Origin of the sequence: Rhodococcus opacus B4, assembly GCF_000010805.1 — a bacterium.
Taxonomy (GTDB): domain Bacteria; phylum Actinomycetota; class Actinomycetes; order Mycobacteriales; family Mycobacteriaceae; genus Rhodococcus_F; species Rhodococcus_F opacus_C.
On sequence record NC_012522.1, the window covers coordinates 3,711,949 to 3,733,378 of the forward strand.

General features: G+C 68.2%; 16 protein-coding genes. 7 read left to right on the forward strand and 9 right to left on the reverse strand.

Going from position 1 to position 21,430, the window contains the following annotated elements:
• Positions 1–40 precede the first annotated feature (40 nt).
• The 8 genes from ROP_RS16930 to ROP_RS16965 form a co-directional block, all read right to left on the reverse strand.
• Complete coding sequence (locus ROP_RS16930; RefSeq protein ID WP_012690624.1) at positions 41–844, reverse strand: enoyl-CoA hydratase/isomerase family protein; 804 nt, start codon at positions 842–844, stop codon at positions 41–43.
• 23 nt (positions 845–867) lie between these two features.
• Positions 868–2,487, reverse strand: a complete 1,620-nt coding sequence (locus ROP_RS16935) for an acyl CoA:acetate/3-ketoacid CoA transferase (RefSeq protein WP_012690625.1) — start codon at positions 2,485–2,487, stop codon at positions 868–870.
• A gap of 90 nt (positions 2,488–2,577) precedes the next feature.
• Positions 2,578–3,621 (reverse strand): LacI family DNA-binding transcriptional regulator, encoded by a 1,044-nt coding sequence (locus ROP_RS16940; protein ID WP_012690626.1) that lies wholly within the window; start codon positions 3,619–3,621, stop codon positions 2,578–2,580.
• Between the two features lie 210 nt (positions 3,622–3,831).
• Positions 3,832–4,632: a TetR/AcrR family transcriptional regulator gene (locus tag ROP_RS16945; RefSeq protein ID WP_012690627.1), complete on the reverse strand. Its 801-nt coding sequence runs from the start codon at positions 4,630–4,632 to the stop codon at positions 3,832–3,834.
• 38 nt (positions 4,633–4,670) lie between these two features.
• Positions 4,671–6,254: an FAD-dependent monooxygenase gene (locus ROP_RS16950; protein ID WP_012690628.1), complete on the reverse strand. Its 1,584-nt coding sequence runs from the start codon at positions 6,252–6,254 to the stop codon at positions 4,671–4,673.
• Between the two features lie 149 nt (positions 6,255–6,403).
• A complete protein-coding gene (locus tag ROP_RS16955) occupies positions 6,404–8,101 on the reverse strand; it encodes a (2,3-dihydroxybenzoyl)adenylate synthase (protein WP_012690629.1) in 1,698 nt (565 codons plus the stop codon).
• Between the two features lie 40 nt (positions 8,102–8,141).
• The gene (locus tag ROP_RS16960; RefSeq protein WP_012690630.1) at positions 8,142–10,466 is read right to left on the reverse strand and encodes a hydantoinase B/oxoprolinase family protein; all 2,325 of its coding nucleotides are present in this window, start codon (positions 10,464–10,466) and stop codon (positions 8,142–8,144) included.
• Positions 10,467–10,477: 11 nt separating this feature from the next.
• Positions 10,478–12,580 carry a hydantoinase/oxoprolinase family protein gene (locus ROP_RS16965; RefSeq protein ID WP_012690631.1) on the reverse strand — a complete coding sequence of 701 codons (2,103 nt, stop codon included), beginning with the start codon at positions 12,578–12,580 and terminating at the stop codon, positions 10,478–10,480.
• A gap of 266 nt (positions 12,581–12,846) precedes the next feature.
• Here ROP_RS16965 and ROP_RS16970 point away from each other — a divergent pair, with 266 nt between their 5' ends.
• The 6 genes from ROP_RS16970 to ROP_RS16995 all read left to right on the forward strand — a co-directional run bounded on the left by ROP_RS16970 (position 12,847) and on the right by ROP_RS16995 (position 17,985).
• Positions 12,847–13,605: a maleate cis-trans isomerase family protein gene (locus ROP_RS16970; RefSeq protein WP_012690632.1), complete on the forward strand. Its 759-nt coding sequence runs from the start codon at positions 12,847–12,849 to the stop codon at positions 13,603–13,605.
• Positions 13,606–13,628: 23 nt separating this feature from the next.
• On the forward strand, positions 13,629–14,273 hold the full coding sequence (locus ROP_RS16975; RefSeq protein ID WP_012690633.1) for a VOC family protein: 645 nt from the start codon (positions 13,629–13,631) through the stop codon (positions 14,271–14,273).
• The gene (locus ROP_RS16980) at positions 14,270–14,515 is read left to right on the forward strand and encodes a hypothetical protein (protein ID WP_012690634.1); all 246 of its coding nucleotides are present in this window, start codon (positions 14,270–14,272) and stop codon (positions 14,513–14,515) included. Before ROP_RS16975 ends, ROP_RS16980 begins: the two co-directional genes overlap by 4 nt.
• Positions 14,512–15,747 carry a hypothetical protein gene (locus tag ROP_RS16985; protein ID WP_012690635.1) on the forward strand — a complete coding sequence of 412 codons (1,236 nt, stop codon included), beginning with the start codon at positions 14,512–14,514 and terminating at the stop codon, positions 15,745–15,747. The genes ROP_RS16980 and ROP_RS16985 overlap by 4 nt, the downstream gene beginning before the upstream one ends.
• A gap of 84 nt (positions 15,748–15,831) precedes the next feature.
• The gene (locus tag ROP_RS16990) at positions 15,832–17,142 is read left to right on the forward strand and encodes an MFS transporter (protein WP_012690636.1); all 1,311 of its coding nucleotides are present in this window, start codon (positions 15,832–15,834) and stop codon (positions 17,140–17,142) included.
• Positions 17,143–17,262: 120 nt separating this feature from the next.
• Entirely contained in the window at positions 17,263–17,985 is a 723-nt protein-coding gene (locus ROP_RS16995) for a haloacid dehalogenase type II (RefSeq protein WP_012690637.1), read from the forward strand.
• Between the two features lie 84 nt (positions 17,986–18,069).
• On the opposite strand, the gene leuS is transcribed toward ROP_RS16995, so the two are convergent.
• On the reverse strand, positions 18,070–20,907 hold the full coding sequence (leuS, locus tag ROP_RS17000) for a leucine--tRNA ligase (protein ID WP_012690638.1): 2,838 nt from the start codon (positions 20,905–20,907) through the stop codon (positions 18,070–18,072).
• Positions 20,908–21,023: 116 nt separating this feature from the next.
• Between leuS and ROP_RS17005 the strand changes: the two genes are divergently transcribed.
• On the forward strand, positions 21,024–21,425 hold the full coding sequence (locus ROP_RS17005) for an SdpI family protein (protein WP_012690639.1): 402 nt from the start codon (positions 21,024–21,026) through the stop codon (positions 21,423–21,425).
• The last annotated feature ends 5 nt before the right edge of the window (positions 21,426–21,430 follow it).

Consider the following 21,430-nt stretch of genomic DNA (forward strand, 5'->3'; position numbering starts at 1 on the left):
CTGCCAATCCGTTCGAGGGGATCGCTGCGGGAGGTACGGGTCAGGAGTTCGTAAAGGTAGGGGTGGCTTTGTTCTGAAATGCCGTGACGCCGATCGCGAAATCGTCGGTCGCCGCGGTGAACCCACTCGCGAGGCCCTCGAGGATCGAGGACGGTGCGCCGGCGGCGGCCGCGTCGACGAGTTGCTTGCTCACCTGGACGGCGGTGGGGGCGCCTTCGAGGATGCGGTCGACGAACTGGTCGGTGGCCGTGTCGATATCGCCGCGTTCGGCGACCGCGTTCAGCAAGCCCCACCCGAGGGCGCTGTCGGCGTCGAGTTGGCGGCGGGTGAAGATCAGTTCCTTGGCGCGGGCCGCGCCGACCACGGCGGTGAGTCGTTCGGTGCCGCCCCATCCGGGGATGGTGCCGAGGCTGGTTTCCGGCAGCCCCAGGCGCGCTGTGGTGGCGCCGACCCGCAGATCGCACGCCAGCGCGAGTTCGAGTCCGCCTCCGACGGCGATTCCGTCGACGACCGCAATCGTCGGCTGGCGCAGCCCTGCAAGGTAGTTGAAGACCCGGTGTCCTTCGGCGATCCACCGCTTCCACATCTGGGCCGGGGTGAAGTGCGCGAACTGGGTGATGTCCGCGCCGACGCAGAACGCCTTCTCGCCGGCGGTGCGCACCAGCACCACCTGGGCGTCGGAGTGCTCGATGGCCCGGAGTTCGGTGTAGAGGTCGTCGAGGAGTTCGAGGGTCAGGGCGTTGAGTTTGCGGGGGCGATCGATCAGCACGGTCGCCACCCGGCCCTCGTGGGAGTAGCTGACGGCGATCCGGCCGGTGTCGGTGCGGACTTCGGTGGGGGTCATGTGGTGGTCCTCGGTCGGGGTGGTCATTGCTGCACGGCCTGTAGGCGCGGGTGTGCGGGCAGCGGGGCCAGGATCAGGTTCTGCGGCTGCGGGGAGAACAATTCGGCGGCCATGGTTTTCAGGTTCGGGTCGACGCGCAGCTCGAACTCGGACTTGTCGAGAACATCCCGCTGCAGGTCCACGCCGGGGGCGATCTCGACGACGGTCAGTCCTTCCGGCCGCAGTTCGAGCACGGCCCGCTCGGTGACGTAGAGAACCTTCTGCCCGGTGGCCAGCGCCCGCCTTCCGGAGAAGGTGGGGGAGTCGACCTCGTTCACGAATTTGGTGTGCGGGCCGTCGGCCCGGATCTGCAGGGCGCCGTTCTCGATGCCGATGTCGCGGCGTCCGGCGGTGAAGGAGCCGACGAACACGATCGACGGGGCGGCGGAGGTGATGTCGGCGAAGCCGCCGATCCCCGCGGTGACGTGCCTGCGCTTGGGCAGGCTGTGCACGTTGACGTTGCCGTGCCGGTCGATCTCGAGGAACGACAGCAGGGAGTGCTCGAATCCGCCGCCCTGGAGCAGGGTGAACTGATCCGCGCTCTGCATGATCGCATCGGGGTTCTGCGCGGCGCCGAAGACGAAGTCCAGCAACGGGACTCCGCCGACGGGGCCCTGCTCGATCACCCAGGACACCGCGTCGGCCAGTCCCTCCTCGACCAGAACGTGCGGCACCAGCGCGGAGACACCGAAGCCGAGGTTGGCGATCTCCCCGGACTGCAGTTCGGCCGCGGCGCGGCGGGCCATGATCTTCTCGAGGGTGAACGGCACCGGTTCGAGGGTGCTCAGCGGGCGTCGCAGCTCCCCGGAGATCGCCGGGTCGTACTCGGTTTGGGTGGTCTGCAACTGATCCGGGGCGAGCACGAGGGCGTCGACGAGGATGCCGGGCACCTGCACCGCCTGGGGGCTCAGGCTGCCACCCTCGGCGAGGTATTTGACCTGGGCGATGACGACGCCGCCGTTGTTGTGGGCGGCGTACGCGAGGTCGAGCGCGCCGAGCGGCGACGCCTCCTCCTCGAACGTCAGGTTGCCGTGGGTGTCGGCGGTGGTGGCGCGGATGATCGCCACGTTCGGGACGAGGGCGTCGTAGAACAGCCATTCCTGGTCGTCGAGTTCGTGGACGCGGACGAACGCGTCCGGGGTGATCGTGTTCATCCGGCCGGCTCCGATCCGCGGGTCGACGAAGGTGTCCAGGCCGACCTTCGAGAGCACCCCGGGCTGCTTGGCCGCGGCCGCCCGGTGCAGCTGATACAGCACCCCGGAGGGGAAGTTGTAGGCCTCGATCTCGTTGTTCTCGACCATCTGCCAGATCCGCGGCGGCTCGGCCGACGACGGACCGGACGGATACGAACCGGCCACCACCCGCGAGAGCAGACCGGGCCGGGCGATGTGGTCGATCCCCTTGATGCCCCACATGTCGCCGGCGGCGATCGGATGAATGCTGGTCAGGTTCTTCGGTGACTGGGTCTCCTCGTACCGCTGTCCGAGGCCGGCGAGCACGTCGTCCGGGCAGCCGAGCCCGGACGACGAGCTGACGGTGACGATGTCGCCGTCGTGGACGAGGTCGGCGGCCTGACGGGCGGTGAGTACGCGGGGGATCTGCATCGGGGAACTCCTTGAAAGCGCTTACTTTGTCGGCATGGGTGTCGTATGGGTGCAGCGGCTCCGTGCCGAGCCGGTGCGGAAGAGGCCGCGCTACGCGCGCCGAGGCCGCCAGGCGGCGGTGGAAGCACGCACCCGCAATGCGGGGGCGACGAGGTGATGGCTGTGCGCGGGCGCGCCGGCACCGTTCGGTGTCAGCGAGTGGCCGATCCGGTCGAGGATCAGTTCGCCGCACTTCTCACCGATCTTGGTGGGGAAGGTGGCGACGGTGGTGAGCGGCGGTGTGCGGTGGGCAGATCCGGCGATGTCGTCGAAACCGCCGACGGCGATGTCGCGGCCGGGTTCGAGTCCGCGGCGGGTGAGTTCGGCGTAGACGCCGACGGCGACGATGTCGCTGTACGCCACGATCGCGTCGGGTATCTCACCGCGGTCCAGTAGCCGGCGGGTGGCGTCGGCGCCGCCGTCCGGGGTGGCCTCCCCGTACAGGCCCTCGGTCGGGGACATGATCACGTCCGACCCCGCGACCGCTTCGAGGAAGCCGTCCTCGCGCTCGCGGCGGGCCGAGGTGTGCTGCGGGCCGCCGACCATGGCCACGCTCCGCACGCCCATTGCCCGCAGGTGACGGCCGAGCAGGCGGCCCGCCTCGACGTTGTCGGCACCGACGTAGTCGTGACTGAGATGGAAGTGCCGGGCGAGCAGCACCAGCGGGATGCCGCTGGAGGCGAGCAGTTCGTCGATCTCCGCGGCCTGCGTGTCCCCGGCCGGGAGCAGGATCAGGCCGTCGATGCTGCGTTCGACGAAGCGGTCGAGCAGTCTGCGCTGCCGCGCCGGATCGTCACGGCTGTATCCGATGAACACCGCGTAGTTGCTGCGATCGGCCACGTCCTCGAGCGTCATCGCGAGTTCGGCGAAGTAGGGGTTCTGCACCTCGGTGACCACGAGCCCCAGGGTCATCGACCGCTGATTGCGCAGCATCGCCGCATGCCGGTTGTAGACATAGCCGAGTGCCTTCATCGCCTCCCGAACCTTGCGGGTGGTTTCCGGGGCGACACTCGGGCTGTCGTTGAGCACCAGGGACGCGGTCGAGCGAGACACGCCGGCGTGCCGACTGACGTCGGTGAGGGTGACTCGGCCCATGTTCCGGCCCCTTTCTCCTGGTCGATGTGAGCTGCGATACAGACCATACCGCACATTGCTGGATCGATCCAAGAGCCAAATAGACGCCGTCAGGCAGGAATGTGTCGCTTCACACCCGCAAGTCGTGACGATCATGGCCAATATCGCTGGATCGATCCAAAACGACGGGTCGAGAATCAGGTCCGCAAGCGCTGCCAGGCGGGTTGCCGCTCAGCCGTCCGCGCCGCTGCTCGGGGTGCTCGGCTTGCTCTCGAGTAGTCGTTCGAGGTAGTCGAGGTCCTGCCGCAGGAGTGCGATCGCCCGTGCGGGTCCTTCGAGCCCGGTCGGGGCGGCCTCCTCGTGGACGACTGCGCGCAGTGCCATCTCCGCGAGTTGAGCGGCGACTGCGCGGTCGTCGTCCTCTTTCCCGGGTTGGTGCCACCAGGCGATCCAATTGAGCATGCCGATGATGCCGAGTGCCGAAGTCCGCGGATCGACCGGCCTCATCTCGCCGGCTCTGATGCCGTCTTCGATGACGGTGATGAATTCCTTCAGCACGTGGCGCCGGCTCTGCTGGTACCTGCGCGCAATGTCTTCGGGAAGTTCCGCTTCGGACCGGATGATCAGCCTGAAGCGGTCGGGGTTCTCACCCTGGTGCAGGGCGATGGCGACAGCCATTTCGCGCAGTTTCTCGGTCGGTCCGAGTTCGGTGCGCTCGTTGATCTGGTGCAGCAACGCTGCGGGAGTCTCGGTGCTCTCGCTGACGAGCCGCGAGAGCAGTTCGTCCTTGTTGGCCACGTAGTGATAGAGGGCGGGCCGGGTCAGACCGGTGGCTTCCGCGATGTCCTGCAGAGTGGTGCTGGCGAATCCCCGCTCGGCAAACAACCGGGTGGCCTGCTCCATGATCTGCTTCTCGACCAGCTCGCGGCGGGGATTGCGACCGGCGGCGCTGTCTTCGGTCGGCTGCGCTGCCGGGCCGGTCGTTGCCTTGCCGCGGCCTCGCCGGCTGGGCGTGGCCTGCTCACGTGTCATGTCCGAAGAATAGTGGGAGCCGGAGGCGGTCCGCGCAGTCATGCCGGTGCTCCGGTGCCGGACATGACCGGCTCGGGTTCCACGGCCGCCGGCTCGGTGAAGAACGCGAGGTGCGCTCGTGCGCTCACCAGGCCGGCCGCCACATCGGCACGGTGTGTCACGGGGGCCTCGACGACGACAGTCGCCGAGCCGGCCCGGAGCAGGCGTTCGGCGAGGTCGAGACGGTTGAGGACGGCAGCGCGGGAGTCCGGTCCGGTGAGCCAGAGGGCCTCCGCGTGCGGTGCGTTCTCGATGACGGCGTCGGCCTCTGCGTCCCAGGCGGACGTCGAGGCGACGTCGATCGTCGCCGTCGTGGACGCTTCGCGCAGGTCAGCCGGCGCGATCCGAGTGGCGAATTCCGCGCCGTGGTGGGCGAGTGGTTGCGCGAGGATCCAGTCCGTGATGTCGGCGGGGGAGACGGTGTCGGCGGGCCGACTCGCGTAACTGGCGAGGCCCTGGGACACGATCGCCGGCGCCGATTCGGCGAACCGGTCGAGACCGACCTTTCCCGCCCGGGTCATGTACGCGATCATCAACTGGTCGACCGGGAGGTCCATGCGCTGCGGGAACGATTCCCACCAGAGTTCGCTGCGGTGTGCGATCTGCTGGAGGTGATCGACCGCGGGACGGCGGACCCGCTCGTATTCAGTCAGGGCATCGTCGAGGTTCGCCGCGCTCGTCAGGGCGTGGTCGAGCGCGATGGCGTCCTCCATCGCGAGTTTGGTGCCGGACCCGATCGAGTAGTGCGCGGTATGAGCGGCGTCGCCGAGGAGCACGACGTTGCCGCTGTGCCAGCGCGTGCAGCTGACGGTGCGGAACCGCATCCACTTCGTTCGGTTTCCGATGAGCCGGTGATGCTGCAGGGTCTCGGCGAACGCGTCCTGCAGGTACCGCAACGAGACCTCGTCGCTGTCCTGGGCCGCGGTGCGATCAGTGGAGACGTCGAATCCGGCTCGTCGCCAGGCAGTTTCATCGGTTTCGATGAGGAAGGTGCTGCGGTCCGGCGCGTAGGGGTAGGCGTGGGCGACGAAGGTGCCGTGTTCGGTGGTGACCGGGACGAAGATGGCACTGGGGAGAGCGAAGTCGGTTCCGCACCACAGATACAGTCCTGCGCCGGTGTCGATTCGGGGTTCGAACTCGTCGGCGAGCTGCGTGCGGGTGGCACTGTTGATCCCGTCCGCAGCGATGACGAGATCCGCATCGAGGTCTGCGGCTTCGCGCCGTTCGCCGAAACGCAGGTGGACGCCGGCATCCTGGGCGTGCTGTTGCAGTACCGCGAGCAACGTCGTGCGCGCGATCGCGAGGAGCTCGCCGTGCGCGAGCCGGGCGACCTCGCTGCCGACCTGCATCGACATCTCGTGCGGGTGAGCGGCGGCCACGATCGCGTCGAGTGACGCGGCATCGGCGTCGCGGAGGTTGCGTTGCGTTCGGGAGGCCAGACCGACACCGAACCCGAATGTCGTGTCCGGGGAACTCTGTTCGTAGACGGTCACTTCGGCGTCCGGGTGGCTTCGCTTGAGCAGCCTCGCGGCGTAGAGACCGCCGGGGCCGCCGCCGATCACTGCGACTCGCTCGAGGTTCATGTGCTGACTCCAGTCTTTGTGACGTTAGTGTTGATTATTCTACGCATCTGTCTATTGGTCAATCACCAGGCGGTGAAAAGACTTTCGGGGCACACCCATGCAGGCGTGCCCCGAAAGTGGTGATCCGCAGTTGATTCTTGCTGCGGGCCTTACACGACCGCGCGGGGAGCGTCTGCTTCGGCGAGGAGTTTCGCTGCGATCTCGGCACGCAACCGCTTCTTGTCGATCTTGTTCACGTTGGTGTGGGGCAGGGACGGCACCCACTCGAGCCGTTCCGGCCACTTGAACTTGGCTACGCCGAGTTTCGCGAGGTGCTCCTGAATCTCCTCGAGCGGCAGATCTTCCCCGTCCCTCGCGATCAGATATGCACACGTCTTCTCGCCGAGGCGGGGATCAGGCATCGCGACGACTGCGACATCCGCGATGCCGTGGTGCTCGAGCAGGAGCAGTTCGAGTTCCTCGGCGTTGACCTTCTCACCGCCCCGGTTGATGAGGTCCTTGATGCGGCCCTCGATCGACAGGTACCGCTCGCCGTCGATGACGGTGATCGCCGCCAGATCGCCGGTGCGGTAGAAGCCGTCGGGGGTGAAGGCGGCCGTGTTGTGCTCGGCAGCGTCGAAATAGCCGGGAATGGTGTACGGTCCACGGCAACACAATTCACCCACCTCACCCTCGGCGACTTCATTCTCGCCGCAGGGTTCGAGGATGCGGATTTCGTCTTCGGGCGAGACCGGAGTGCCCACCGTGGTCAGACGGGCCCGTGCGGGAGAGCAGAGCGGGGTCACCGTGAACAGTCCCTCGGACATCCCGAACAACTGGCCCGCCCAGTGGCAGGCACCGTCGTCGACGCGGTCGAACAATTCGGCGGGGACCTTGGCACCGGACAGCACGACGCGGCGCAGCGTTTCCCGGGCCTTGTCGAAGTCCGGCCCCAGCACCGCCTGGTAGTGGCCGTGTCCGATGAGAACTTCGGTCGCCCGCGCCTTCGCCATCAACTCGAAGGCCGTCGGCGCATCGGCGGTGGCCAGCACCAGGCAGGCACCGACCGAATGCGCCGCGTGCAGCCCACACGAGATTCCGGCGTTGTGGATGATCGGGATCAGGTGCGCCACCCGGCTGTCCTGGTCCCATCCGAGGCGCTGCGCGTACATCCGGGCGTTGTTCCAGTACTCGGCATGGATACGTGGAATGACCTTGGGAACACCGGTGGTGCCGCCGGACAGCTGGAACGCGGCGACGTCGAGGGGATCGATCTGTGCCTCGACCTTCTCGACGGCGGCCCGCGCCGCACGAGGATCGGTGCCGGCCCCGAGATCCTCGAGTCGAATCACGTCCGGGGCCTCGGTGCCCGCCCCGTCTCCGACGGTGATGACGTGCCGGATGCTGGGGTGGCCCTCGGCGTGTTCACGGGCGAACTCGACGAGGTCGAACGTGGGCAGTCCGGCCTCGACGAGGTGGGCGACGGCACCGACCGTGCGGCTGACGTGCCCGATCTCGTGCATGCGGTGCGCGGCCAGGGTCGCCACCGGGACGAGCCCGGCCTTGACGCATCCGTACCACGCGAGGACCGTCTCGAGCCGATTGGTCAGCTGAAAGATCACCGGATCGAGTCGGCGGAGTCCGAGCCCGACCAGTCCGGCCGCGATCTCGTCGGTGCGCCTGTCCAGCTCGGCGAAGCTCATCGAGCCTTCCGCGCTGATCACCGCCGGCCGATCCGGGAACCGGTTGGCGACCTGGTGCAGTCGCCGCCCGGTGGGATCGTCGCTCCACGCCCCGCTGTCGCGATAGCGGGCGGCCCGGTCGTCGGGGAACGTGACGAGCCGTCCGCCCCAGTCCGAGAATGTCACCGCTGTCCTCCGTCCCTCCGTATTGCGATTACCCGGAAAGTCACCGCTCCGCCACCGCGGGCAGAAGCCGGGCCACATCGAGGGCGTGATCGGGGTGATCGGCCGGCACGATGCCGGAGTAAACGGCGGTCCAGCACCCGGGGCAGCACAACTGCCGGAAGACGACGGGGGTGTCGACGTATTCTGCCGGGTCGGAGGTCACCTGCGGCCCGGCCGTCGACGACGGGCCCTCGAACCGAGCCAGGTCGAGCGAGGTGCTGTTCTTGTCGTCGCCGAGGAGGCGTCCGCACTGAGCGCACGCGATTACCCGGGTGTCTCCGACGGTGACCTCGGCCAGGTTGTCGTCGAGCCGCCGAGCACCGGCCAGGTCGAACGCGGGGGCGTCGGGCCGGTCGCCGCCGGATCGAGTACGGCGCTCGTCGCGCATCTCCTCGCGTCGCCGTGAGGTCTGATTCTCGTCGACCTCGCCGTCGACGAGGACGACGCCGTAGACCGTCTCGGCACCGTGCTCGGTGACCTTGCCCTCTCGGACGTCGGCGGCCACCGCGGCCGGATCGCGCAGCAGGGGATCGCCGTACCCGCCGCCGCCTTGCCAGTGCATGTAGAGCACTTCGCCTGGGGCGACGTAGCTTTCGGCGTAGCAGGCGCCGAATTCGCGGCCGCCGCCGAGCTCGTCCAGCGAGCCCGGGATGCGGCCGGCGGCGAACTGCTCGACGACGCCGGTGTCGCGGGCAAGGACTTCCACCCCCGTGTTGCCGGGGTAACCGCCTGCGAGTCCGTTGTTCTGGGCGACGGCCTTGCCCGCGGACGCCAGGACCAGACCCATCGGCAGGCTGGTGCCGTACGGGGTGACGGCGATCGACGCGCTGACGCCGCCGCGCTGGCGACCCGGTCCGCCGGAGTCGGCTTCCTCCCGGCGCCACAGCGTCAGCAGCGGGTAGAGGAATTCGGTCATCTCGGTGTCCGGGATCCGGCCCATCGGGATGCAGAACAGGCCGCCGGTGTCCATGCCGTCGGCGGTCGGGCGGGCCCCGTACCCACCGGACATGGGTTCCATCATGATGTTCAGGAACGGCACCGACTGCTCGGGCCGCTCGTCGAGACCGGCGATCACCGCGGTGTCCCACGTGCCGCAGCATGCGGCCTGCACACTCTTTCCGAGATCGACGGAACGGTCGAGCATCTGGGACAGGCATTCGGCGATCAAAGTCCCCGTCAGCCAGGCCGGTCCGATCGGTCCGCGGCTGACCGCGGCGGGGAAGGTGGCGTTGTTGATCGTGCCCTCCTCGGAGACCAGATCGAAGCAGCGCATCAGCCCGCCGGCAGACCAGGGGATGTCGCCGGCGAGGATCGGCAGGAGGGCGAGCATGACGCCGCCGCGCATGCCGGCGTACGTGCAGTTGATGACCCCGGTCTGCGGATCGGTACCGGTGAAGTCGAAGGTGAGATGGTCGGCGGACTTGGTCATCGCCACCGTGATCTTGTGGATCCCGCGGTCGCCGGTGTGGGACTGGTCCTGGTAGCCGGTGGCCTTCCACGTACCGTCCGGCAACGACCCGAGTTTGCCTCGCAGACGCCCCTCGGCATCCGCCATCATCCGCTTCATCACGGCCTTGACGGTGTCGGCGCCGTACTGCTCGATCACGGCGAGCAGACGGTTGCGGCCGACGGTGTTGGCGCCGATCTTCGCGCGCAGGTCGAGCCCGACGAGCATCGGCACCCGCGACCGCCGCACCCAGGCGTCGGCGACGTCGCGCTGGAGTTCGTAGTCGCGGACCACCTTGATCGGCGGGGTGGGCAACGACTCGGAGAAGACGTCCTTCGCCGAGGGGTCGAACGACCCGAGCCCGGACCCGCCGAGGTCGGGTTCGTGGCAGATGGCGCTCGTCCACCCGAACAGCTTGCCGTCGTAGAAGACCGGCTGGTAGACGATCACGTCACTCTGGTGCAGGCCGCCCCCGACCCAGGGGTCGTTGCACAGGAACATGTCGCCCTCGGTGATGCCCGGGTTGGTGGCGCGGTGCCGGAGGGTCCAGTAGATCGCGAGGTCGACGGCGCCGACGAGCATCGTGTTGTACAGACCGACCTGGACCTCCTGGCCGATCTCGTCGCTGATCGCAAAATCGAAGTCGTTCGCGTCGGTGACGATGGGGGAGCCGGACATCCGTTTGAGGGCCTCGCCCATCTCGTCGGTGACCGACCACAACCGGTGCCGGATGACCTCGTAGGTCAGCGGGTCGAGGTCGTCGATCTGCTCCTGGGTGACGCTGTGGACAGGCAGCGACGGCGGCAGCGAGCGCGAGAGTTCGTCGGGGTCGATCGGTCGGCTCGAGAAGATTTCGGCGCCGGGGATTTGCATGGTCATCTTCGGTGCTCCTACTGGGCGACGATGTTGAGGTTGCCGAGGCGGTCGACGGTGCCGGTGGTCTCGTGCGGAACGACGACCGTCGTGGTGGGGACCTCGACGATCGCGGGACCCTGGAGGACGTGTCCGGCGAGCAGTTTGCTGTAGTCGTAGACGTCGGTGTCGGTGTAGCCGATCCGCCCGTCCAGGCACACCTTGCGGGTGCCGATCTTCGCTGCGGACGCGTCGGCCGAGTCCGCGGATTTCAGTTCGGGCAGGGTGGGGGAGAACGGCAGGACCCCGGTGACACGCACCCGGTAGGTGATCGCCTGGATCCCGGCCTCCCGGAATCCGCTGTCCTGTCCGTAGAGTTCGGCGTAGCGCTGTTCGAACAGGTCCGACGCCCGCGCGACCCCGTCCGCATCGAGGCTTCCGGCCGGGACCGGTGTCGCCACCTCCGCCAGTTGCATGGTGTAGCGCATGTCGATCTCCCGTTCGACCTCCACACCGGTGAACGTCAGCCCCTGCCGGTCGAGTGCTGCCCGCACCTGCTGCTCGAGCTGGTCGAAGTTGCGCTCGGCCCGGACGGGATCGAGTGGCATCGCGGCCGGATCCGACAACTCGGCGGCCAGCACGATGTTGGACGACGCCAGACCGTATGCGGAGAACGCGGAGGCCACCTGGCCGAGCGGGACGACGACCTCGCGGACCCCGACCTCGCGGGCATAGGCGGCGCAGTGCGCGGGGCCGGCACCACCGAACGCGTAGAGCACGAAGTCGCGCGGATCGTGTCCGGCCTCGACCACGGTCTTGCGGAGCAGGTCACCGGTCTGGGCGTTCTGCACGGCGTAGATCGCGGCGGCGGCGTCCTCGATCGACAGGCCCAGGGGTTCGGCGATCCTGGTGCGGATCGCCTCCCGCGCGAGTTCCTTGTCCAGGGGTTTGCGACCGCCGAGAAGGCCGCGTTCGGGGAGGATCCCGAGCACCAGGTTCGCGTCGGCGTTGGTCGGTTCGGTGCCGCCCTGTCCGTAGCAGGCCGGCCCGGGCACGGCCTGCGCGCTGTGCGGGCCGATCTGCAGGTTGCCGCCCTGGTCCACCCAGGCGATCGCGCCGCCGCCGGATCCGATTGCGTGCACCTCGAGGGTGGGGACGTTGATCGGGTGATGGTTGATGATCGTGCTGGACGCGCGCACGGGCTCACCGTCGACGACGAGTCCGACGAGGAAGGTGGTGCCGCCGACGTCGGTGGCGATGATGTTGCGGTGCCCGAGCTGGTTGCCGAGTGACACCGCTCCGACGACGCCGCCGGTGAGCACCGATCCGACGGTGCTGATCGCGTTCTTCGGCGCTTCGGCGGCGGCGACGGCCCCGCCGTTGCTCTGCATCACCAGCAGCGGTCCGGCGAGCTTCCGGTCGCGCAGCTTCGACTCGAGTTCGCCGAGGTAGTCGCGCAGCCCGGGGCCGATCTGGGTGCTCATGATGGTGGTGGCGTTGCGGGCGAACTCGCGGATGCGCGGGCTCACCTCACTCGACAGGGACACGAACATCGTGGGGTCGATCTCGTGGACGAGTTCGCGGATCCGCTGCTCGTGCGCCGGGTTGCGGAACGACCAGAGCAGCGAGACGGCGATGCCCGACACCCCGTCGGCGACGAGGGTGTGAATCGCGTCGCGGGCGGAATTCTCGTCCAGGGCCACGACGACATTGCCGTCGCGGTCCAGGCGTTCCGTCACTTCCAGGGCATGTTTCTTCGGAACCAGTCCGTGAGACTTGCTCTGCCCCATCACGTTCTGCAGCTGCTCCGGTGAGCTGCCCAGATACCGTCCCTCGACGTTCATGATGTAGATCGAGTCGCGGTGACCCTTGGTGGTGAGGAACCCGACCGGGGGCACGTTCCCCATGACCAGGGCATTGAGCGAGGACGTGGTGCCGTGCGCGATGTGATGCGTGTTCGACAGCATCTCCTCGACCGGACACCCCAGTTGCTCGGCGAGCACCTCGAGCACGTCGATCACGCCCTGCGAATAGTCCGGCGGGGTCGAGGGAGCCTTCGCGGCGAGAACTGTGCCGGCATTGTCGTCCAATACCGCGTCCGTGAACGTGCCACCGACGTCCACTCCGATCACATATGCCATTACCTCTGCGCTCCTTCGAAATGAGGTGGAAGTTCTCGACCGGTGCGAGGTCGTCCTCCAACACCGTCTTACGTCAATGTCGAGTATTCGACGTGCCTGATGACATGTCAAGAGCGAACTGTGAGGGCAGTCACGCCCGGCACGGTTCGCGCCGGGGCTTGACGAATTGCCGCTGACGTCGAATACTCGGCATCAGCGTAAATCAACGCATGCCGGGGTGCTCACTCCCCTTGCTTCGCGACAATTCGACATCAGAAGGGCACACCATGGGCATTCATCGCATCGGACTCGTCGTCCCGAGTTCCAATGTGACCGTCGAGACGGAGATGCCGGCGCTGCTCGGTCAGCACGCCGACGCACAGTTCTCGTTCCACTCGAGCCGGATGCGCATGCAGGCCGTCTCACCCGAGCAACTGCGGGCAATGAATGCCCAGCGTGAGCGCTGCATTCTCGAACTCGGCGACGCCGGAGTCGACGCCGTCCTCTACGCCTGCCTGGTCGCCCTGATGTCGGTCGGACCGGGTGAGCACCAGCGTGTCGAAGGCCTGGTCGCCGAACAACTCGCCACCGGCGGCTCCGAGGCCGCGGTCCGCTCGAGTGCCGGCGCGCTGATCGAAGCGCTCCGGGCGATCGGGGCCCGGCGCATCGCGCTCGTCACCCCCTATCTGCGCCCCCTCGCCGAGCAGGTCGTCGCGTACGTCGAGGCCGAAGGCATCCAGGTCCACGACTGGCGCGCCCTCGAGGTCGCCGACAACGCCGAGGTCGGATGCATTCCCGGGGAACGGGTGATGGCCGCCGCTCGATCGCTGGACCTGCAGGGCGTGGACGCACTCGTGATCTCCGCCTGCGTGCAGATGCCCTCGCTTCCCCTGGTGCAGGCCGCCGAGGACGAGTTCGGGTTGCCCGTCCTCTCGGCCGCCACCGCCGGCGCCTACAGCCTGCTGCGCGCCCTCGACCTCCCCGTCGACATTCCCGGCGCCGGCAGTCTGCTGCGCGCCGACGCGCCGGCCGCCGCCCGGCCGTAACCCCGAACCCCGTGGAGTTCACCATGTCCGAACTGCAACACACCGTCAAAGGCGTCGATCATGTCGCCTACCCGACCTTCGATCCGGCCGGCACCGTCAAGTTCTACCGCGACGTGCTCGGGTTCCCCGTCGTCCACTCGATCTGCGCGGCCGGGTGGGGACCGGAGAAACACCCCGACTTCATCCACTTCTTCTTCGACATCGGCAACGACGACCGGCTGGCCTTCTTCTACTACTTCGGTCTCGAACCCTTCGACGGTGGACCGCAGGGTGATTCGTACTCCCGCTTCGCCGAGGACGTGCCGATTTTCTTCATCCGCTCCCGGCACCTCGCCATCCACGTCGACAGCGAGGACGACCTGATGGAATACCGGCGCCGCCTCGACGGCAGCGCGTGGCCGGTGGAGATGCAGATCCAGCACGAGACGATCGAGTCGATCTACACCCACGACCCCAACGGATACATGATCGAGATCACCCGGGCACTGCGCCCGGTCACCCCGCAGGAAGACCTCGACGCCAACCTCACCATCGACGCCCTCGTCGACGTCGTGAGCGGGCCCGACCCCAGCATGGACGCCCTGCTGACCCGCAAGGCCGAACTGATCACCGAACGCGCGGCCGCCTGGCAGCAGCAACAGGAATCGAAGGAGCTGGCGACACGATGACCACCCTGTTCGTCCTCGACGTCCCCGAGAACACCACCGTCGCGGAGGTCGCCGGACGTGATCCGGCGGTCACCGTCGACCACGTCGGACCCTATTTCCGGATCGTGTCCGACTCCGACATCGTCATCGACCGGCGGGCCACCGGCTGCCGTCACGCCGTCTGGTACAGCAGCGTCGCCGGACTGGCCCAGTCCCGGATCACGCAGTGGGACAAGGACGCCATGCGGATCGAGCCGCGATGAGCGCGGACACCCGGCGGCTCGGCGCCGGCCGGTACATCGACGCCGCGCAGGCGCCGGACAGCACCGTCACCTCGGTACACGAACTCGCGACCGCGGACGGCGCGAAGGTCTCCGGTGTGCTGCGGGTCGTCCCCGGCGCCCGCACCGTCGTCGCACTCATGCACCCCCGCCAGGACCTGACGCACCATGTGCTGGTGCCCGAACTGCTCGCCCGCGGCCACGCGGTGTGGACGCAGGGCACCCGCTCGGTCACCAACGACATCGCCCTGGTGCACGAACAGGCCCTGTTCGACGCCGCGGCCGGACAGGTCTTCCTGCGCGAGAAGGATTTCGAGCACGTCGTCACCCTGGGACATTCCGGAGGCGGCACCCTGTTCGCGTTCTACCACCAGCAGGCCGGTCTCCCCGCGGCGGAGCGGCTGACCCGTACCCCCGCCGGCCGCCCCATCGATCTGGCCGGCGCGGAGATGCCGCTACCCGACGGCGCAGTGTTCATGGCCCCGCACCCCGGGCAAGGTGCCCTGCTGCTTCGATTGATCGACCCGTCCGTCGTCGACGAATCCGATCCTCTCTCGACAGATCCGGACCTGAACCCATTCGATCCCGCGAATGGATTCGCCGAACCACCGCATAGTTCTTCCTACTCAACGGAATTCATCACCCGATACCGCCGAGCGCAGCACGACCGCGTCGCCCGCCTCGACGAGATCGCCCGGCAGCGTGTCGACGACGCCGCCGACGCGCGTCGCCGATACAAGACCACCACCGCACCGGCCGACCGTCGCGCCGCCCTCGTGCCCCGCGTCCTCACGGTCTACCGCACCGACGCGGACCTGCGGTTCACCGACCTGTCCCTGAGCCCCAACGATCGCCCGTACGGGTCGCTGTTCGGCCGGCGGCCGGATCTGACCAACTACGGACTCGTCGGCTTCGGTCGCTTCGCCACCCCCGATGCGTGGCTGTCGACGTGGTCCGGGCTCAGCACCAACACCGACTTCCTGCGCTGCGCGCCCGCCGTGACCGCCCCCGCCCTGTTCGTCGAACTCACCGGCGACCAGGCCTGCTTCCCCGACGATGCCAAGACCATGTGTGATGCCCTCGGGTCGACGGACAAGACCCACGTCCGGATCGCCGGCACCCACTTCGGCGGACCCATCTCCGAAGGCGCACCCACCGGGGCCGCCCTCGCCGCCGCCGACATCGGCGCCTGGCTGTCCGACCGATTCTCCTGACCCCCTCTACATCCGGGCACCCGATCCCGCGACGGCGCCGCCGCATCGCGGGTCGTCGGACGCGCCCGGTCGAGCGGAGTACCCATGACTGCCCGCCCCACCACCGCCCCCGTCATCGGGCTCTGCCTGATGGCCCTGGTTCTCGAGGGGTACGACCTGCTGATGTACGGCACCGTCGTTCCCTCCCTCCTCACCTACGCGCCCTGGCAACTCGACGCCACCGACGTCGGCATGCTCGGCTCCCTCGCCGGCGTGGGCATGCTCGTCGGCGCGCTGGTCGCCGCCGCCGTCGCCGACCGCTGGGGCCGCCGCCGCACCCTCCTCGCCGCGGTGCTGGTGTTCTCCGCCGCGATGGGTGTCTGCGCACTCGCGCCCACCCCGGCGGTGTTCGGTGTCGGTCGGATGGCGGTAGGAGTCGGCGCCGGTGTCCTCATGCCGACCGCTGCCGCCACCTTGATCGAGTTCTCCCACAGTCGAACCCGGGCACGCGCGGTCGCGATGGGATTCGTCGGCACCAGCATCGGCGGAATTCTGGCCGGTGTGCTGTCCCTGTGGCTCGTGCCCGCGTTCGGTTTCCGGGCGATGTTCCTGGCCGGGCTGGTTCCGGCGCTGCTGTTCCTGCCCATGATGCTCCGGTATCTCCCCGAATCACCCGCATACCTGACTTCCCGCGGCCGCACCACCGCGGCCACGGCGATCGCCGCGCGGTACGGACTCGAACCCGAGCCCGCCATTTCGACCGTTCCGAACCCCGAACGCGGACTGCGTGCGCTGTTCGGCCACGACCGGACGGCCGCGACGTTGCTGTTCTGGGGCATGACCCTGGTATGTCTGCTGGTGCTCTTCGGTGTCGCGACGTGGCTGCCCGCCCTGATGAAGTCGGCCGGATATCCGCTCGGGGCCGCGCTGTCCTTCCTGCTGACGCTGAACGTCGGCGGCGCGATCGGAGCACTCGGCGGTGCCGCACTCGCCGACCGGTACGGAATCAAACCCGTCACGGCACTCGGATTCCTCTGCGCCGCAGTCGCACTGATCCTGATCGCGACCGGTCCGCCCACCGCCGCCGTCTACCTGCTGGTGCTGCTCGCCGGCGTCGGCACCACCGGAACCCAGATCCTGCTCAACACGTTCATCGGCGGTCACTATCCCGCGGCATTCCGGACCACCGGCCTCGGCATGGCTCTCGGGGTCGGACGTATCGGGGCCATCATCGGACCGACGTACGGCGGCTCCTTCGTCGCCGCCGGAGCGGGCACCACCTGGCAGCTGCTTGCCTTCGCCGCCCCTGCCGTCGCCGGGGCTGGACTGACCGCACTCGTACCCCGGCACCGAGCCGACGTGAACACGACACCGGCCGCCTCGGTCACCGGCTCCACCGATCAGGTGGTCTCATAGTTCTCCACCGCGCGCCCGAGGTGCCTGTGCATCTCGCGCCGAACGCGCCGTCCTCCTCGGCGCAGTACCGTCGTAAGTGCCGAGTCAGGACGCTGCGACGACACCGCAAGGAGAATCACGATGAATCTGGCCGACTTCGACGCCCTGAGCTTCGACTGCTACGGCACCCTGATCGACTGGGAAGCCGGCATCGCCGCCGTCCTCGCACCCTGGGCGAAGGAAGTCGGACTGTCGCTGACCGACGAGAAACTACTCCTCGCGTACGCGGACAACGAAGCCCGGGCCGAACGCGACACCCCGGGCGCGCTCTACCCGACGATTCTCGCCGACGCGTTCCGCCGCACGGGGAAGACGCTCGGCAAGGACGTCAGCGAAGAATGGGCAGCCAGGCTCGGCGCATCGGTCCCCGACTGGCCGGCGTTCCCCGACTCCGCCGACGCACTTGCCTCCCTGTCGAGGGACTACAAGCTGATCATCCTGTCCAACGTCCACCGTGCGGGCTTCGCCGGCAGCAATGCCCGCCTGGGAGTCGAGTTCGACAAGGTCATCACCGCCGAGGACGTCAAGGCCTACAAGCCTGCGCCCAACCACTTCGAGGCCCTCGACGGCGCGCTCGAGGAACTCGGGGTTCCCCGCGAGCGTCTTCTGCACGTGGCGCAGAGCCTCTTTCACGATCACGTGCCCGCCAAGCGCCACGGTCTGCCCTCGGTGTGGATCAACCGTCGCCACGACCGGCCGGGCTGGGGAGCCACTCCCGAACCCTCCGACGAGTACACCTACGCCCTCGAATTCCCCACCATGGCAGAGTTCGCCGCCGCCGCACGCGCCGCGAAGGCCGGATGAGTCCACACTCCCGATCCACCACCGAAGCCCATCGCCGTCACGACTTTTCGTGACCGCGATGGGCTTCCGGCTGTGCTGTGCCCGTCAGAGGACGATGTTGACCATCTTCCCCGGCACGACGATGACCTTGCGCGGATCCTTGCCGTCGAGCAGTGCGACGATCTTGTCGTCGGCAAGGGCGATCTTCTCGATCTCCTCACGCGGGGCGTCGGCGGCGACGGTGACGCGGCTGCGGACCTTGCCGTTGACCTGGATCGGGTACTCGACGGTGTCTTCGACGAGCCACTTCTCCTCCGCAACCGGGAAGGGGCCGTGCGCCAGCGACTTCTCGTGGCCGAGCCGCGACCACAGTTCCTCCGCGAGGTGCGGGGCCAACGGTGCCAGCATGAGCACCAGCGGCTCCACCGCCGAGCGGGGGGCACCGGCGGGGTACGCCTTGGTGAGGTGGTTGGTGTACTCGATCAGCTTGGCGGCGGCCGTGTTGTCGCGCAGTGCGGTGTAGTCCTCACCGACACCGGCGATCGCCTTGTTCAACGCGCGCAGCGTGTCCTCCGTCGGGGCGTCGTCGGTGACGCGCACGGCCCCGGACTCCTCGTCGACGACGACACGCCAGGCGCGCTGCAGGAAGCGCTGCGCACCGACGACGTCCTTGGTCGCCCACGGGCGGGACGTGTCCAGCGGGCCCATCGACATCTCGTACACGCGGAGCGTGTCGGCGCCGTACTCCTCACAGATGTCGTCCGGCGACACGGAGTTCTTGAGGCTCTTGCCCATCTTCCCGTACTCGCGGTTGACCTCGGCGCCCTGGTGGAAGAACTTGCCGTCCTTCTCCTCCACCTCGTCGGCGGGCACGTACACGCCGCGCGCATCGGTGTAGGCGTAGGCCTGGATGTAACCCTGGTTGTACAGGCGGCGGTACGGCTCGCTCGAGCTGACGTACCCGAGGTCGAACAGCACCTTGTGCCAGAACCGCGAATACAGCAGGTGCAGCACCGCGTGCTCGACACCACCGACGTACAGGTCGACGCCGCCGGGATCGTTCGGCCCGTGGATCTCCGGCCGCGGACCCGTCCAGTACCGCTCGTTCTCCTTGTCGCAGAACACGTCCGGGTTGGTGGGGTCGATGTAGCGCAGCTGGTACCACGAACTGCCCGCCCACTGCGGCATCACGTTGGTGTCGCGGCGATACGTCTGCAGTCCGTCGCCGAGGTCGAGTTCGACGTTGACCCAGTCGACGGCCTTCGCCAGCGGGGGAGAGGGCTCCGAGGACGCGTCGTCGGGATCGAACGACACGGGTGCGTAGTCCTCGACCTCCGGAAGCTCCACGGGCAGAGCCGATTCCGGCAGGGCGTGCGCGTTGCCGTCGGCGTCGTACACGATCGGGAACGGCTCGCCCCAGTACCGCTGCCGCGCGAACAGCCAGTCGCGCAGCTTGTACTGGATGGTGCCCTTGCCGGTGCCGTCCGCCTCGAGCCGGTCGGTGATGGCCTTCTTCGCGTCGGTGACGGACATGCCGTTCAGGAAGTCGGAGTTCACGATAGTGCCGTCACCGGTGTACGCGTCCTTGGAGAGGTCGCCGCCGGAGATCACCTCGACGATGTCGAGACCGAACTCGGTGGCGAACTCGTAGTCGCGGTGGTCGTGACCGGGGACGGCCATGATGGCGCCCGTGCCGTAGCCGGTGAGGACGTAGTCGGCGATGAATACCGGCAGCTTGTGACCGTTGACGGGGTTCACGGCGTACGTGCCGAGGAAGACGCCCGTCTTCTCCTTGTATTCCTGCCGCTCCAGATCCGACTTGGCGGCGATCGACTTTCGGTATGCTGCAACCGCTTCGCCGGGCGTTGCGGCACCGCCGGTCCAGCGGGCGTCCACACCCTCCGGCCACGCGGCCGCGACGATCTCGTCCACCAGTTCGTGCTCCGGCGCCAGCGTCACGTACGTCGCACCGAACAACGTGTCCGGCCGCGTCGTGAACACCTCGATGCCGTGACCGTTCGCATCGAACCGCACCTGCGCACCGTGCGAGCGCCCGATCCAGTTGCGCTGCATGGTCTTGACCTTCTCCGGCCAGTCCAGGTACTCGAGGTCGTCCACCAGGCGGTCGGAGTACGCGGTGATGCGCATCATCCACTGCTGCAGGTGCTTACGGAACACGGGGAAGTTTCCGCGGTCGCTGCGACCGTCGGCGGTGACCTCCTCGTTGGCCAGCACGGTGCCCAGACCGGGGCACCAGTTGACCATCGAATCGGAGTGGTACACGAGGCGGTAGGAGTCGAGGACCGCTTCCTTCTCGGTCGCCGGCAGCGACGCCCAGTCCCGTCCGTCTTCCAGGGCGCGCGCACCCGAGACGAACTCGGCCTCGAGCTCCGAGATGCGCCGGGCCTTGCCTGCCTCCTTGTCGAACCACGCGTCGTGGATCTGCAGGAAGATCCACTGCGTCCAATGGTAGAAGTCGACGTCGGTGGTCGCGAACGTGCGGCGCTCGTCGTGACCGAGCCCGAGGCGACGCAGCTGCCGCTTCATGTTGCCGATGTTGGCCTCGGTGGTGGTCCGCGGGTGCGTGCCCGTCTGCACCGCGTACTGCTCGGCAGGCAGACCGAACGCGTCGTAGCCGAGGGTGTGCAGCACGTTGTGGCCCTGCATGCGGTGGTAGCGGGCGAACACGTCGGTGGCGATGTAGCCGAGCGGGTGGCCCACGTGCAGGCCCGTCCCCGACGGGTACGGGAACATGTCCTGCACGAACAGCTTGTCCGCGGGAACGTCGCCGGCGAGGGGGCCGACCGGGTTGGGCGCGTCGAACGTGCCCTCCTCGCTCCACCGGTCCTGCCAGCGCTGCTCGATCTGGCCGGCGAGCTCCGCGGTGTAGCGGTGCTGCGGGGTCGCGTCGGACGGGTTGGCGGGCTGCACGTGCTCGGTCACTGTGGTCGCTATCTACTTGGCTGACATTCCGGATCAGGGGGGATACCGACAACCAGGGTAGAGCCTCACCCCACCCGGGCTCACCTGCGCGTCCGGGACCGCCGTATCCTGGTCACGTGTTGATTGCCTCCGTCGTGCTGTTCGTGCTCGCCGTCGCCGTCTCCGGTGTCGCCGTTGCAGGCCTCGCCGAGCGCCTCCCGCGCAACCGGTGGGCGGGTGTCCGCACCCCCGAGACGATGCGCGACGATCAGACGTTTGCGCTGGCCAACAAGGTCGCGGGGCCCACCCTGCTCGCCGCGGCCGGGCTCCTCGTCATCGGCGGAATCGCCGGAATCCTGATCGGCGGAGTCTTCGGAATCGGGGCCGTCCTCGTCAGCGTCGTGGCCGCCGCGCTCACCGCGGCGACGGGCGGATCGCTGGGTGCCCGTGCCGCCGCCTCGGTGCCCGCCGCCGACACCGGCGGATGCGGCAGTTCCTGCGGCGCGTGCACCCTGAAGGGCGCCTGCCAGCCGTCCTGACCGGC